The sequence below is a fragment of the Streptomyces sp. NPDC033229 genome, from assembly GCF_055576875.1.
This window is the reverse complement of record NZ_JBVIQR010000027.1, coordinates 61,132-74,563: the sequence shown is the minus strand read 5'-3', so window position 1 is coordinate 74,563 and position 13,432 is coordinate 61,132. Positions and strand designations below refer to the sequence as shown.

Below are 13,432 nucleotides of genomic sequence, written 5' to 3'. Positions count from 1 at the left end.
TTTTTTGTTTTCCCCCACCCATCCGGCCGTGCTCACCCCCTCCCCCCTCCCCCTCCCCCCCGCGCCCGCAGGGCGCTCGCCGCCGCAGGCGGCACGGTGGTCGGCAGTCGAAGGTCCGCCGGTCAGGCGAGAGGCGGCAACGACGGGCCGCAGCCGAAGGCCCGGCCGGGGCGAGAGTCCGGACTGCGAGATATCGGCGACCAGGATGTGGCCGCCGGGTTAGGCTCGGTGCCGTGCCGAAGCCCCTCAGCCTCCCCTTCGATCCCATCGCCCGAGCCGACGAGCTCTGGAAGCAGCGCTGGGGATCCGTGCCCTCCATGGCCGCGATCACCTCGATCATGCGCGCCCAGCAGATCCTGCTCGGACAGGTCGACGCGGTCGTCAAGCCGTACGGGCTGACCTTCGCGCGCTACGAGGCCCTGGTGCTGCTCACGTTCAGCAAGGCGGGCGAGCTGCCGATGTCCAAGATCGGTGAGCGGCTGATGGTCCACCCGACCTCGGTCACCAACACCGTCGACCGGCTGGTGACCGCCGGCTTCGTCGACAAGCGGCCCAACCCCAACGACGGGCGCGGCACGCTCGCCTCGATCACCGACAAGGGGCGCGAGGTCGTCGAGGCGGCCACGCGCGATCTGATGGCCATGGACTTCGGGCTCGGCGCGTACGACGCGGAGGAGTGCACGGAGATCTTCACGATGCTGAGGCCCTTGCGGGTGGCGGCGAACGACTTCGAGGACGCTCCCGTCGGCGACTAGGCGCGGGCTGTCTGTGCCGTTGTGCCGCCCGCGGCGGCGAGCGCCCTGCGGGCGCGTCCTCAAACGCCGGACGGGCTGGTATTGGCGCGGCGCAGCCGAAGGGGCGGCGAAGATCGCCCCGGAACGTGGCGTTACGCTCGACTACTGCCGCGGTCTTCCGCCCCGGGAGGCGGCTGCTCCGAGACGGTAATGCGAGGAACCCCTCAGTGAAGAAGAGCGTGCTGACCCGCTACCGCGTGATGGCATACGTCACGGGTGTGCTGCTGGTCCTGTTGACGATCGGCGTCATCGCCAAGTACCTGCTCACGATGGACGGCGCGGACGGTTTCGTCAGCCTCGTCGGCATCGCCCACGGCTGGCTCTACGTCCTCTACCTGATCTTCGCCTTCGACATGGGCTCGAAGGCCAAGTGGTCGTTCGGCAAGCTCGTGTGGGTGCTGCTCGCGGGCACCATCCCCACGGCCGCGTTCTTCGTCGAGCGCAAGGTCGCCCGGGAGCTGGAGCCGCTGATCGAGGGCACCGCGGAGCCGGTCGGCGCCTGAGCGCCGTCGCTCCTCACCCCCGCCGCCACGCCACCGCCCCGGACAAGCCTTGTGTCCGGGGCGTTTGTGCGCGACCATTTACTAGGACGTCCTAGTAAATCTGGCCCGCGAGTCGGCGGGCAGCGCGAGAGGCGGCAGGCAGCGTTATGGACGCAGAGGCGATCGAGGCAGGGCGCAGCCGGTGGCAGGCCCGTTACGACGCGGCACGCAAGCGGGACGCCGACTTCACCACGCTTTCCGGTGACCCGGTCGACCCGGTCTACGGGCCCCGTCCCGGCGACTCCTACGAGGGGTTCGAGCGGATCGGCTGGCCCGGTGAGTACCCCTTCACCCGGGGGCTCCACGCGACCGGCTACCGCGGCCGGACCTGGACCATCCGCCAGTTCGCCGGCTTCGGCAACGCCGAGCAGACCAACGAGCGGTACAAGATGATCCTCGCCGCGGGCGGCGGCGGGCTCTCGGTCGCGTTCGACATGCCGACCCTCATGGGCCGTGACTCCGACGACGCGCGCTCGCTCGGCGAGGTCGGCCACTGCGGCGTCGCCATCGACTCCGCCGCCGACATGGAGGTCCTCTTCAAGGACATCCCGCTCGGTGACGTCACGACCTCGATGACGATCAGCGGCCCCGCCGTGCCCGTCTTCTGCATGTACCTGGTCGCCGCCGAGCGGCAGGGCATCGACCCCGCCGTGCTCAACGGCACGCTCCAGACCGACATCTTCAAGGAGTACATCGCGCAGAAGGAGTGGCTCTTCCCGCCCGAGCCGCACCTGCGTCTGATCGGCGACCTGATGGAGCACTGCGCCCGCGCCATCCCCGCCTACAAGCCCCTCTCCGTCTCCGGCTACCACATCCGCGAGGCCGGGGCCACGGCCGCGCAGGAGCTCGCGTACACCCTCGCCGACGGCTTCGGCTATGTAGAACTCGGGCTCTCCCGGGGCCTGGACGTCGACACGTTCGCCCCGGGGCTCTCCTTCTTCTTCGACGCGCACCTCGACTTCTTCGAGGAGATCGCCAAGTTCCGTGCGGCCCGGCGCATCTGGGCCCGCTGGATGCGGGACGTCTACGGCGCCAAGACCGACAAGGCCCAGTGGCTGCGCTTCCACACCCAGACGGCGGGCGTGTCACTGACCGCGCAGCAGCCGTACAACAACGTCGTCCGCACCGCCGTGGAAGCCTTGTCCGCCGTCCTCGGCGGCACGAACTCCCTGCACACCAACGCCCTCGACGAGACCCTCGCTCTCCCGAGCGAGCAGGCCGCCGAGATCGCCCTGCGCACGCAGCAGGTGCTGATGGAGGAGACCGGCGTCGCCAACGTCGCGGACCCGCTCGGCGGTTCCTGGTACGTCGAGCAGCTCACCGACCGGATCGAGGCCGACGCGGAGAAGATCTTCGAGCAGATCCGCGAGCGCGGCACCCGTGCCGTGCGGGACGGTGGCGAGCACCCCATCGGCCCGATCACGTCCGGCATCCTGCGCGGCATCGAGGACGGCTGGTTCACCGGCGAGATCGCCGAGTCCGCCTTCCAGTACCAGCGGTCCCTGGAGAAGGGTGACAAGCGGGTCGTCGGCGTCAACTGCCACCACGGGTCGGTGACCGGCGATCTGGAGATCCTGCGGGTCAGCCACGAGGTGGAGCGGGAGCAGGTCCGGGTCCTGGGCGGGCGGAAGGCCGGTCGCGACGACGCCAAGGTGAAGGCCGGTCTTCAAGCCATGCTCGACGCTGCGCGGGGCGGTTTGAACATGATCGAGCCGATGCTGGAGGCGGTGCGGGCGGAGGCGACGTTGGGGGAGATCTGTGACGTGCTGCGGGACGAGTGGGGGACGTATGTCGAGCCGGCGGGGTTCTGACCGTTCCTGACCCGGGGCTCCGCCCCGGACCCCGGTCCTCAAACGCCGGACGGGCTTGATGGTGCCCGGACGGGCTGATTTCAGCCCGTCCGTTCCGGAAAGCCCACCGACCCCAGCCCGCCCACCACCAGCGCCGCGAAGCTCCGCGCCCACTCCCCGTCCACCGCCTCCGCGCTGACCAGCGTGCGATGCAGCACCGTTCCCGCGACCACGTCGAAGATCAGGTCCGTGTTGCGGTCGGCCGCGGCCGGGTCCGGCTCGTGCGGGAGTTCTCCCCGCGCCTGTGCCCGCTCCCGCCCCAGGAGCACCAGCGTCTTCTGCCGGTCCACGATCGCGGAGCGGATCCGGGCGCGCAGGGCGTCGTCGCGGGTGGATTCGGCCACCACGGCCATCAGGGCCGTCTTCGTCTCCGGGCGTTCCAGCAGGGCGGCGAACTGCAGGACGACCCCCTCGATGTCGGCCTGGAGGCTGCCCCGGTCGGGGAGCTCCAAGTGCTCGTCGAAGAGTGCTGCCACGGCGTCCACGACGAGTTCGCTCTTGCCCGCCCAGCGTCTGTAGAGGGTGGTCTTGGCGACCCCGGCACGGGCCGCCACATCGCCCAGCGTCAGTTTCCCCCAGCCGAGTTCGACCAGCGCGGCGCGCGTCGCGTCGAGGATCGCGCGGTCGGCCTCGGCGCTGCGCGGGCGGCCCGTCCGGCGCCCGGAGGGGGAGGCGGAAGTCATGCCCGCGACCTTACCCATGAGTACGACCGGGGAGGCGTGCCCCTCGCGCGCCTCTTCGTGCGCCCCTTTGTACGCCTGTCCGTGAGGCAGATCACCGGAAATGCTTGCGGAGGGGCGTGGGGTTGCAGTTACGCTACGACTCGTAGCGAAAGAGCGACAACCACGGATGCCGGGTGGGGACCCGGTGTCGATTGCGAACCGCTATGGGATCACGTGACGACGGGCGTTTTTCCGATCGCCGCGCGGAGGGGGGAGGATAGGCCCATGCAGCCACGGAACATGTCCATGAGTGGAGTGGTCGACCTCGCCGCGGTGAAGGCGGCCGGGGAAGCCAAGCAGAAGGCCGAGCAGGCGCGCGCCGAAGCGGCGCGCCAGGGCGGTACGCCGCCCGTCGGCGCCACCGGCCTCGTCTTCGACGTCGACGAGGCGGGCTTCGAGCTCGAGGTCCTCCAGCGCTCCGCCGAGGTGCCGGTCGTCATCGACTTCTGGGCCGAATGGTGCGAGCCGTGCAAGCAGCTCGGCCCGCTGCTGGAGCGGCTGGCGGCGGAGTACGCCGGCCGGTTCGTGCTCGCCAAGGTAGACGTCGAAGCCAACCAGATGCTTTTCCAGCAGTTCGGCGTGCAGTCCATCCCCGCGGTCTTCGCGGTGGTGGCCGGGCAGGCCCTGCCGCTGTTCCAGGGCGCCGCGCCCGAGGGGCAGATCCGCCAGGTGCTGGACCAGCTCATCCAGGTCTCGGAGCAGCGCTTCGGGATCGTGGGCGCACCGGTGCAGCCCGGCGCGGCCGACGAGCCGGCCGCCGCGGCCGCGCCGCAGCCGCCCGCGGGTCCGCACGACAGCGCGCTGGCCCTCGCCCACGAGGCGCTGGACGCCGGTGACCTGGGCGGCGCCCTGCAGGCGTACAAGAACGTGCTGTCCGACGACCCGGGCAATCTGGAGGCGAAGCTCGGTCTGTCCCAGGCCGAACTCCTCCAGCGGGTCCAGGACCTGGACCCGCAGAAGGTCCGCCGGGACGCCGCCGAGCGCCCCGCCGACGTACAGGCGCAGCTCGCCGCCGCCGACCTCGACCTGGTCGGTGGGCATGTCGAGGACGCCTTCGGCCGCCTGATCGACGCGGTGAAGCGGACGGCCGGCGAGGACCGGGACGCGGCACGGGTGCGGCTGCTGGGGCTCTTCGAGGTGATCGGTCAGGATGATCCGAGGGTGACCGCGGCGCGTACCGCGCTCTCCCGCGCGCTGTTCTGACGGACTCCCGCACCTCCCGCATCACCAGCGGGAGGAGGCGGCGCTTTACCAAATCTTGATAAACGGCACTGCTGTTACTGGCAGTAAGGAAACCCGGGCCCTTCGCCCGGGTTTTTTCTTTCGCATCCTTTCTGTCCGGGCACACTCCGGCGCTCTCGCACGCCCGGTCGATGCGGGTCGGTCGCCCTTCGGTTATCCCCCTGTTACTCGCTAGTAACGAACCTCTTGTGCCCCGGCCGGGAATGGACCACGATCGGCCAAGCTCGGTCCATTCCCCCGGCACGGCCCCAACTGGCGCGCCCGGGGTGGTGGGTCCCCACCGGGTGGCCGGCGGCACCATCAGCCGGCCTTGGGGCAGGGGGGTCTCCGTCACCAACGGCGGTGCCTGTCCCCGAGGTTGCGCGAAGGCGTGGCCAGTGGTTGTCGCTCGGGGGTGATCGCCGGAGTATCGGGTGCGAAGCGGTTGGCGCCACCGAAGCGACGGTGCTCCTTCCCGAGGACGTAGCACTTCTCCCATCCCGGCACGGGTGTCCCAGCCCCTGTCGGAGATGTACGTCCGAGAAGGAGGAAAGTCATGGAGTCGATGACGACTCGCGGTGGCACCAGATGGAAGCGGTTCGCCGTCGTCATGGTGCCCAGCGTCGCGGCGACGGCCGCCATCGGGGTGGCCGTCGCGCAGGGCGCCCTCGCGGCGTCCTTCAGCGTGTCGGGGCAGCAATTCGAAGTGGCGGCCGAGAGCCTGCACGGCTGGGGTTTCGTCCAGTACGGGGCGAACGACGTCACCAAGCAGGGAAACAAGCCGGTCGCGGTGGTCGGTATCGAGAAGGCGGAGATCACCAAGCTCTGTCAGGCGGTCACCATCCCCACCCCGTTCGGCAAGGTGTCGATGAAGCTCCAGGCCGGTGGTGGCAAGGACAAGGTCAAGGCGGAGAAGCTCTACATCGACGCCGACGACCTCCAGGCCAACGCGAAGTTCACCAATGTGGACATCGGCGTCTCGGTGACCGACACCACCAAGGGCCCCGGCCCGGCCAAGCCCGGTGGTGAACACGGTGAGCGGGGCGGTTACGTGCCGGGCTCGTTCGCCCAGCAGGCCGACGAGGTGGAGTTCAGCGACGTCCACCAGCGCGCCTGGGCGACCTCGGCCGGATCGTTCACGCTTCCCGGCCTGAAGATGGGCGTCAATATGGGCGAAGCCGATTGCAAGAACAACTGACGCACTGAACGGGCGGGTATGGGGGCTTGGATCGCGCCCCCGTACCCGCACCGCGCCGCGCCCCGGACCGCCGGAGCGGTGGCGCCGGGTTCAGGTTCCACCGATTCGCCGGTTCCGAGGAGCTGTACGCCATGAGCGCCGACACGCGCCCCCAGCCGATCGACAATTTCCGCCGCTTCCGTCATTCGTTCCGGCACTGGCGCGGACAACGTCCGTTCTGGGCCGGGTTGTTGACCTTGCTGGGCGGGATTCCGATCATGTACATCCCGTACCAGACCATGACGCTGGGCGACTTGAGCATCCGCTTGGCCACCACGGCGGGTGCCGGCTCGCTGATCATCGGTGTGCTGCTGGTCGTACTGGGCCTGACCATGTGGTTCCAGCAGCATTCGCGCATCTTCGCGGGTGTCGCGGCCATCCTGCTCGGGCTCGTCTCCCTGGTCGTCTCCAACTTCGGCGCGTTCCTGATCGGTTTCCTGCTGGCTCTGATCGGCGGCGCGCTCAGCGTGTCCTGGATGCCGGGCAAGCCGATCGCCGCCCCGGCCGCGGACGGCCCTTCGGAGGAGCCGGTACGGCTGACCAAGGACACCTCCCCCGGGGGCGAGGTGTCAGGAACGACGCCGGGTGGCGAATTCGACGGGGGGCACCGTGGCGACTGACGACGCTCGCGAAGAAGGCACGGCCCCCGGGCCGGCCGGCCGGTCGAGAACCGGGCCACGGCACGCCGCGCCCAGGAAGCCGCTGCTGACCCGGCTGCACATGCCCGCGGGCAAGGCCGTGGCGCTGGCCGCCATGCCCACCGCGGTGCTGATGGGGATGGGGTTCACACCCCAGCTGGCACAGGCCAAGCCCGCACCGAAGAACCCCTTCCTGGACGGGCCCTGCGTCACGGCCCCGGACCGGGCACCCAGCGGGACACCGAGCGGGACGCCCAGCGGCACGGCCGACGCGACTCCCCGGCCGGACCCGAGCGGGTCCGCGAAGGACGCCGCGAAGGACGCCGAAGAGCCGGACGGGGCGACGAAGCCAGGCAATCCCTCACCGTCGGCCTCTCCCGCCGCGCCCCGTAAGCGGACCGCCGAGCCGAAGACGTCGCCCTCGGCGACTCCCACTCCCACGCCCACCCCCACCCCGTCGGCCTCCAAGGCCACGAACCCGCTGGATCCGCTGGGCCTCGGCGAGAAGCTCGGGGAGATCCTCACGGGCAGCAAGTCGGACCAGGGCGACAAGGCCGTGCCCGTGCCGCCGCCGAGCGTTTCGACCGGCCCTTCGGCCTCGAAGCCGGCCGGGGCGGGGAAGCCCTTGCCTCCCACGAAGGCGCCTACCGGGACGCCCGCCGACAAGGCGAGCCCCTCGAAGAAGACCACCCCGACTCCCACCCCCACGCCTTCCGGTTCCGTCAGCCCGTCGCCGAGCGCGAGCGCGGACGCCGACGGGTCCGAGGACACGCCCTGCCCCAGCCGGTCCGTGACGGACGAGAACGAGCAGCACGCCTTCCCGACCCAGCCCTGGTATCTGGAGACCAGCAAACTCTCCCTGCACGGCCTCAAGTACGAGGGCATCAAAGAGATCACGATGGTGAACGGGCAGCGGAAGAAGGCCCTGAAGTTCACCGCCAGCGCGCTGGACATCAAGGATCTGCATCAGATCGTCAACAGCGGCGGCAAGCAGTACCACGTCACGGGCATGGGGCGGACGTCCACGATCCGCGACGGCAAGGTGACCATGTACACCGAGGAGCTCAAGGGCACCCTCAACCTCCTGGGCATCCCCACGCTCAAGGTCACCTTCAGCCCGGAGACCCCGCCCCCGCTGTCCCTTCCGGAACTCGTCTTCACCGACGTCAAGATCCGGCAGGCGGGCCAGTTCGGCGGCACCCTCGCCGTCCCGAATCTGCACCAGTACCTGACGGATGGGACGTATCCGTAACCGGTGCACCACCGCTGCGCGGCGATGTCCTCGAACGCCGGACGGGCTGCTGTGCTCTGTCCTCAAACGCCGGACGGGCTGAAATCAGCCCGTCCGGCGTTTGAGGACGCGCCCGCAGGGCGCTCGCCGCCGCAGGCGGCAACAACGGGCGCGCAGTCAGGCGATGATCCGCCGGACAGGCCCTAGCGGTTCTCGCCCAGGTGGTGCACCCGCACCATGTTGGTGGTGCCGGGGACGCCGGGGGGCGAACCGGCCGTGATGATCATGGTGTCGCCCTCGCCGTAGCGGTTGAGCTTGAGCAGCTCGGCGTCGACCAGGTCGACCATGGCGTCGGTGTTCTCCACGTGCGGGACGACGTAGGTCTCGACGCCCCAGCTCAGCGCGAGCTGGTTGCGGGTCGAGGCGTCCGTGGTGAAGGCCAGGATCGGCTGGGCCGTGCGGTAGCGGGACAGACGGCGGGCCGTGTCACCGGACTTGGTGAAGGCGACCAGCGACTTCGCGCCCAGGAAGTCCGCGATCTCGCAGGCCGCGCGGGCGACGGAACCGCCCTGCGTGCGCGGCTTCTTGCCCGGCACCAGCGGCTGGAGGCCCTTGGAGAGCAGCTCCTCCTCGGCCGCCTCGACGATGCGGGACATCGTCTTCACGGTCTCGATCGGGTACGCGCCGACGCTGGACTCGGCGGACAGCATGACCGCGTCCGCGCCGTCGAGGATCGCGTTGGCGACGTCGGAGGCCTCGGCGCGGGTCGGCCGCGAGTTGGTGATCATCGACTCCATCATCTGGGTCGCCACGATCACCGGCTTGGCGTTGCGGCGGCACAGCTCGATGAGGCGCTTCTGCACCATCGGGACCTTCTCCAGCGGGTACTCCACCGCCAGGTCGCCACGGGCCACCATCACACCGTCGAACGCCATGACGACGTCCTGCATGTTGGCCACGGCCTGCGGCTTCTCGACCTTGGCGATGACCGGCACCCGGCGGCCGACCTCGTCCATGACGCGGTGCACGTCGAGGACGTCCTTCGCGTCGCGGACGAAGGACAGCGCGACCATGTCGCAGCCCATGTTCAGGGCGAACTTCAGGTCCTCGATGTCCTTCTCGGACAGCGCCGGGACGTTGACGGCCGCGCCGGGCAGGTTGATGCCCTTGTGGTCGGAGATCACACCGCCCTCGATCACGATGGTCTTGACCCGGGGGCCCTGGACCTCGGTGACGCGCAGCTCGACGTTGCCGTCGTTGATCAGGATCTGGTCGCCCTTGGAGACGTCGCCCGGCAGACCCTTGTAGGTCGTGCCGCAGATCGTCCTGTCGCCGGGGACGTCCTCGACGGTGATGACGAACTCGTCACCGCGCACCAGCTCCACGGGGCCGTCCGCGAAGGTCTCCAGGCGGATCTTCGGGCCCTGGAGGTCGGCGAGGACGCCGACCGCGCGGCCGGTCGCCTCGGTGGCCTTACGGAGGCGGTCGTACCGCTCCTCGTGCTCCTGGTGGGTCCCGTGGCTCATGTTGAAGCGGGCCACGTTCATACCGGCCTCGATCAGCGTCTTCAGCTGGTCAAAGGAGTCGACGGCGGGGCCCAGGGTGCAGACGATTTTGGAACGGCGCATGGGGCAGATCCTATCGGTTTGTTTCGGAGCGGAATATTCGAGCTGGGGAACGACCGGGAGCCGGCCGTCGATCAAGCGCTGACCAGGGCGTACGTCTGAGTGGCGATCTCCAGCTCCTCGTCGGTGGGGACGACCGCCACCGCGACCCGGGCGTACTCGGGGGAGATCAGGCGCGCCTCGTCGCCCCGGACGGCGTTGAGATCGGCGTCCACGGCCAGGCCCAGCTCCTCCAGACCGGCCATGGCGGCCTCCCGCACGGGGGCCGCGTTCTCGCCGACGCCCGCCGTGAAGGCCACGGCGTCGACCTTGCCGAGGACCGCGTAGTAGGCGCCGATGTACTTCTTCAGCCGGTGCACATAGATGTCGAAGGCGAGCGCCGCCCGCTCGTCGCCCGCGTCGATCCGCCGGCGGATCTCGCGCATGTCGTTGTCGCCGCACAGTCCGATCAGACCGCTCTTCTTGTTGAGGAGCGAGTCGATCTCGTCGATGGACATGTCCGCGTTGCGCGCCAGGTGGGAGATCACCGCCGGGTCGACATCACCGGAACGGGTGCCCATGACCAGGCCCTCCAGCGGGGTCAGCCCCATGGAGGTGTCGACGCAGCGACCGCCCCGGACGGCGGAGGCGGAGGCGCCGTTGCCCAGGTGCAGCACGATGACGTTGACCTCGGAGGGGTCCTTGCCGAGCAGCTTGGCGGTCTCGCGCGAGACGTACGCGTGCGAGGTGCCGTGGAAGCCGTAACGGCGGATGCGGTGCGCGTCGGCGGTCTCCACGTCGATCGCGTAGCGCGCGGCGGCCTCGGGCATCGTGGTGTGGAAGGCGGTGTCGAAGACCGCGACCTGCGGGAGGTCGGGGCGCAGCGCCTGGGCCACCCGGATACCGGTGATGTTGGCCGGGTTGTGCAGCGGCGCGACCGGGACCAGCCGCTCGATCTCCGCCGTCACCTCGTCGGTGATCACCGTCGGCTCGGTGAACTTCTTGCCGCCGTGCACCACCCGGTGGCCGATCGCGGCCAGCTCGGGGGAGTCCAGGCCCAGCCCGTCCGCCGCCAGCTCCCCGGCGACGGCCCGCAGCGCGGCCTCGTGGTCGGCGATCGGCTGCTCGCGCTCGCGCTTGGCGCCGCCCGTCGCGAGCGGCGTGTGCGCCAGCCGGGAGGTCTCCTCACCGATGCGCTCGACCAGCCCGACGGCCAGCCGGGCACCGTCGGCCATGTCGAGCAGCTGGTACTTCACCGACGAGGAACCGGAGTTGAGGACGAGGACTCGGGTGGCGTTGGCAGTCATGAAGGGCTTTCCGGGTTGGGGGGCGGTGCTGGGCGTCGTGGGGGGCGGGACGCGGCCGTACGGGAACCGGGCGGTCCCCGTACGGCCGTACGGGCGTCAGGGGCGCTGCTCGCCCTGCGCCTGGATGGCGGTGATGGCGACCGTGTTGACGATGTCCTGCACGAGCGCGCCGCGCGAGAGGTCGTTGACGGGCTTGCGCAGGCCCTGCAGGACCGGGCCGACCGCGACCGCGCCGGCCGAGCGCTGGACGGCCTTGTAGGTGTTGTTACCCGTGTTCAGGTCCGGGAAGACCAGCACGGTGGCCTTGCCCGCGACCTCCGAGCCCGGGAGCTTGGTCGCCGCGACGGACGCGTCCACGGCGGCGTCGTACTGGATCGGGCCCTCGACCAGCAGGTCCGGGCGGCGCTCACGGACGAGCTCGGTGGCCTTGCGGACCTTGTCGACGTCCGCGCCGGACCCGGAGGTGCCGGTGGAGTACGACAGCATCGCGATCCGGGGCTCCACGCCGAACTGGGCGGCGGTCGCGGCGGACTGGATGGCGATGTCCGCGAGCTGCTCGGCGTTCGGGTCCGGGTTGACCGCGCAGTCGCCGTAGACGAGGACCCGGTCGGCCAGGCACATGAAGAAGACCGAGGAGACGATCTGGGCGCCCGGCGCGGTCTTGATGATCTCGAAGGCGGGCCGGATGGTGGCGGCCGTGGAGTGCACCGCGCCCGAGACCATGCCGTCGGCCAGACCCTCCTGGACCATCAGGGTGCCGAAGTAGGAGACGTCGGCGACGATGTCGTGCGCCAGCTCCACCGTCATGCCCTTGTGGGCGCGGACCGTCGCGTACAGCTCGGCGAAGCGCTCGCGCAGCGGGGACGTCTGCGGGTCGATGAGCTGCGCCTCGGCCAGGTCGATGCCCAGCTCGGCGGCGCGCTTGCGGATCGTCTCCTCTTCACCCAGGAGGGTGAGATCGCAGACGTCGCGGCGCAGCAGCACATCGGCGGCGCGCAGCACGCGCTCCTCGGTGCCCTCGGGCAGGACCACCCGGCGGCGGCCGGAGCGGGAGCGCTCGATCAGCTCGTGCTCGAACATCATCGGCGTGACCCGGCTGGATCGGGCCACGGAAATGCGGTTCGTCAGCTCGGCGGTGTCCACATGACGCTCGAACAGGCCGAGGGCGGTCTCCGACTTGCGCGGCGACGCGGCGTTCAGCTTGCCCTCGATCGCGAACAGCTCGGCCGCGGTGGGGAAGGAACCGCCGGGCACGGAGATCACCGGGGTGCCCGGGGCCAGCCGGCCGGCGAGGGCCAGGATGCTCGGGCCCGGGCGCTCGTCGAGGGTGAGCAGCAGTCCGGCTATCGGCGGCGCGCCCGCGCTGTGCGCGGCCATCGCGCCGATGATCAGGTCGGTGCGGTCCCCGGGGGTCACGACCAGGCAGCCCTCGGTCAGGGCGGGCAGGAACGCGGGGAGCATCGCGCCGCCGAAGACGAAGTCGCGGGCGTCGCGGTTGAGCCCCGCGTCATCGCCGAGCAGCACCTCGGCGCCCAGCTTGCGGACGATCTGCGCCACGGTCGGCGCGGACAGCGAACCGTCCTCGGGGAGCGCGTAGCAGGCCACCGGCAGATGCGCGGCGAGCCCTTCGGCGACGGCCGCGCGGTCGGCGGGCGCGACGCGGTTGACGACGAGCGCGACGACGTCGCAGCCCAGCGCCTCGTAGGCCCGGTAGGCGTTGGCCGCCTCGGCCCGTACGGCCTCGGCGGCCTGGTCCTGGCCGCCCACGACGGTGATCACGGAGGCGCCGAACTCGTTCGCCAGCCGCGCGTTGAGGGCCAGCTCGTCGGGGACGTTGGTGGCGGCGAAGTCGGTGCCGAGCACCAGCACGTACTCGTACTCCCGGGCGACCGCGAGGAAGCGCTCGACGAGGACCGAGACCAGCTCGTCCAGGCCGCGCTCGGCCTGGAGGGCGGAGGCCTCGCCGTAGGTCAGGCCGTAGACGGACTCGGGCGACTGCCCGAGGCGGTAGCGCGACCGCAGAAGGTCGAAGAGGCGGTCCGGGCCGTGGTCGTGAACGAGCGGGCGGAAGACGCCCACCCGGTCCACGTGGCGGGTCAGGAGCTCCATGACTCCCAGCTCGATGACCTGGCGGCCGTCGCCCCGGTCGGTCCCGGTCACGTACACGCTGCGCGTCACGCGTGCTCTCCTTGTTCCGTCGCTTGTTTCTTCACCGAGTGCTGCTGCTGAAAAAATAGCCGTTAGGGTGGCCTTTCCCTCTTGACAATACCTGCGCCCATGGGTAGG

At 70.3% G+C, this 13,432-nt stretch carries 11 protein-coding genes; 7 read left to right on the top strand and 4 right to left on the bottom strand.

What is annotated here, in order from left to right:
* Nucleotides 1-233 precede the first annotated feature (233 nt).
* From ACZ53N_RS23325 to ACZ53N_RS23315, 3 genes are all read left to right on the top strand, one after another.
* Nucleotides 234-755 (top strand): MarR family winged helix-turn-helix transcriptional regulator, encoded by a 522-nt coding sequence (locus ACZ53N_RS23325; protein WP_469142751.1) that lies wholly within the window; start codon nucleotides 234-236, stop codon nucleotides 753-755.
* A gap of 206 nt (nucleotides 756-961) precedes the next feature.
* Entirely contained in the window at nucleotides 962-1,297 is a 336-nt protein-coding gene (locus ACZ53N_RS23320) for a DUF3817 domain-containing protein (protein WP_130879986.1), read from the top strand.
* Between the two features lie 146 nt (nucleotides 1,298-1,443).
* Nucleotides 1,444-3,147, top strand: a complete 1,704-nt coding sequence (locus ACZ53N_RS23315) for an acyl-CoA mutase large subunit family protein (RefSeq protein WP_469142750.1) — start codon at nucleotides 1,444-1,446, stop codon at nucleotides 3,145-3,147.
* A gap of 80 nt (nucleotides 3,148-3,227) precedes the next feature.
* Here ACZ53N_RS23315 and ACZ53N_RS23310 read toward each other — a convergent pair whose 3' ends face one another.
* Nucleotides 3,228-3,869 (bottom strand): TetR/AcrR family transcriptional regulator, encoded by a 642-nt coding sequence (locus ACZ53N_RS23310; protein WP_469142749.1) that lies wholly within the window; start codon nucleotides 3,867-3,869, stop codon nucleotides 3,228-3,230.
* A gap of 264 nt (nucleotides 3,870-4,133) precedes the next feature.
* Here ACZ53N_RS23310 and ACZ53N_RS23305 point away from each other — a divergent pair, with 264 nt between their 5' ends.
* The 4 genes from ACZ53N_RS23305 to ACZ53N_RS23290 all read left to right on the top strand — a co-directional run bounded on the left by ACZ53N_RS23305 (nucleotide 4,134) and on the right by ACZ53N_RS23290 (nucleotide 8,256).
* A complete protein-coding gene (locus ACZ53N_RS23305) occupies nucleotides 4,134-5,111 on the top strand; it encodes a tetratricopeptide repeat protein (protein WP_469142748.1) in 978 nt (325 codons plus the stop codon).
* Between the two features lie 574 nt (nucleotides 5,112-5,685).
* On the top strand, nucleotides 5,686-6,327 hold the full coding sequence (locus ACZ53N_RS23300; RefSeq protein WP_184732454.1) for a DUF6230 family protein: 642 nt from the start codon (nucleotides 5,686-5,688) through the stop codon (nucleotides 6,325-6,327).
* Nucleotides 6,328-6,458: 131 nt separating this feature from the next.
* Nucleotides 6,459-6,986 carry a DUF6114 domain-containing protein gene (locus ACZ53N_RS23295; protein ID WP_469142747.1) on the top strand — a complete coding sequence of 176 codons (528 nt, stop codon included), beginning with the start codon at nucleotides 6,459-6,461 and terminating at the stop codon, nucleotides 6,984-6,986.
* Complete coding sequence (locus ACZ53N_RS23290) at nucleotides 6,976-8,256, top strand: hypothetical protein (RefSeq protein ID WP_469142746.1); 1,281 nt, start codon at nucleotides 6,976-6,978, stop codon at nucleotides 8,254-8,256. Before ACZ53N_RS23295 ends, ACZ53N_RS23290 begins: the two co-directional genes overlap by 11 nt.
* A 182-nt stretch (nucleotides 8,257-8,438) precedes the next feature.
* On the opposite strand, the gene pyk is transcribed toward ACZ53N_RS23290, so the two are convergent.
* The 3 genes from pyk to pta form a co-directional block, all read right to left on the bottom strand.
* Complete coding sequence (gene pyk, locus ACZ53N_RS23285) at nucleotides 8,439-9,863, bottom strand: pyruvate kinase (protein WP_469142745.1); 1,425 nt, start codon at nucleotides 9,861-9,863, stop codon at nucleotides 8,439-8,441.
* 71 nt (nucleotides 9,864-9,934) lie between these two features.
* Nucleotides 9,935-11,146: an acetate kinase gene (locus tag ACZ53N_RS23280; RefSeq protein ID WP_469142744.1), complete on the bottom strand. Its 1,212-nt coding sequence runs from the start codon at nucleotides 11,144-11,146 to the stop codon at nucleotides 9,935-9,937.
* A gap of 96 nt (nucleotides 11,147-11,242) precedes the next feature.
* A complete protein-coding gene (gene pta / locus ACZ53N_RS23275) occupies nucleotides 11,243-13,324 on the bottom strand; it encodes a phosphate acetyltransferase (RefSeq protein WP_469142743.1) in 2,082 nt (693 codons plus the stop codon).
* Nucleotides 13,325-13,432: the final 108 nt, after the last annotated feature.

Bases quoted from the DNA above. Each gene is read 5' to 3' on its own strand.
- ACZ53N_RS23295 (WP_469142747.1), top strand. From the start codon at position 6,459: ATGAGCGCCGACACGCGCCCCCAGCCGATCGACAATTTCCGCCGCTTC.
- ACZ53N_RS23315 (WP_469142750.1), top strand. From the start codon at position 1,444: ATGGACGCAGAGGCGATCGAGGCAGGGCGCAGCCGGTGGCAGGCCCGT.
- ACZ53N_RS23305 (WP_469142748.1), top strand. From the start codon at position 4,134: ATGCAGCCACGGAACATGTCCATGAGTGGAGTGGTCGACCTCGCCGCG.
- ACZ53N_RS23280 (WP_469142744.1), bottom strand. From the start codon at position 11,146: ATGACTGCCAACGCCACCCGAGTCCTCGTCCTCAACTCCGGTTCCTCG.
- ACZ53N_RS23300 (WP_184732454.1), top strand. From the start codon at position 5,686: ATGGAGTCGATGACGACTCGCGGTGGCACCAGATGGAAGCGGTTCGCC.
- ACZ53N_RS23310 (WP_469142749.1), bottom strand. From the start codon at position 3,869: ATGACTTCCGCCTCCCCCTCCGGGCGCCGGACGGGCCGCCCGCGCAGC.
- pyk (WP_469142745.1), bottom strand. From the start codon at position 9,863: ATGCGCCGTTCCAAAATCGTCTGCACCCTGGGCCCCGCCGTCGACTCC.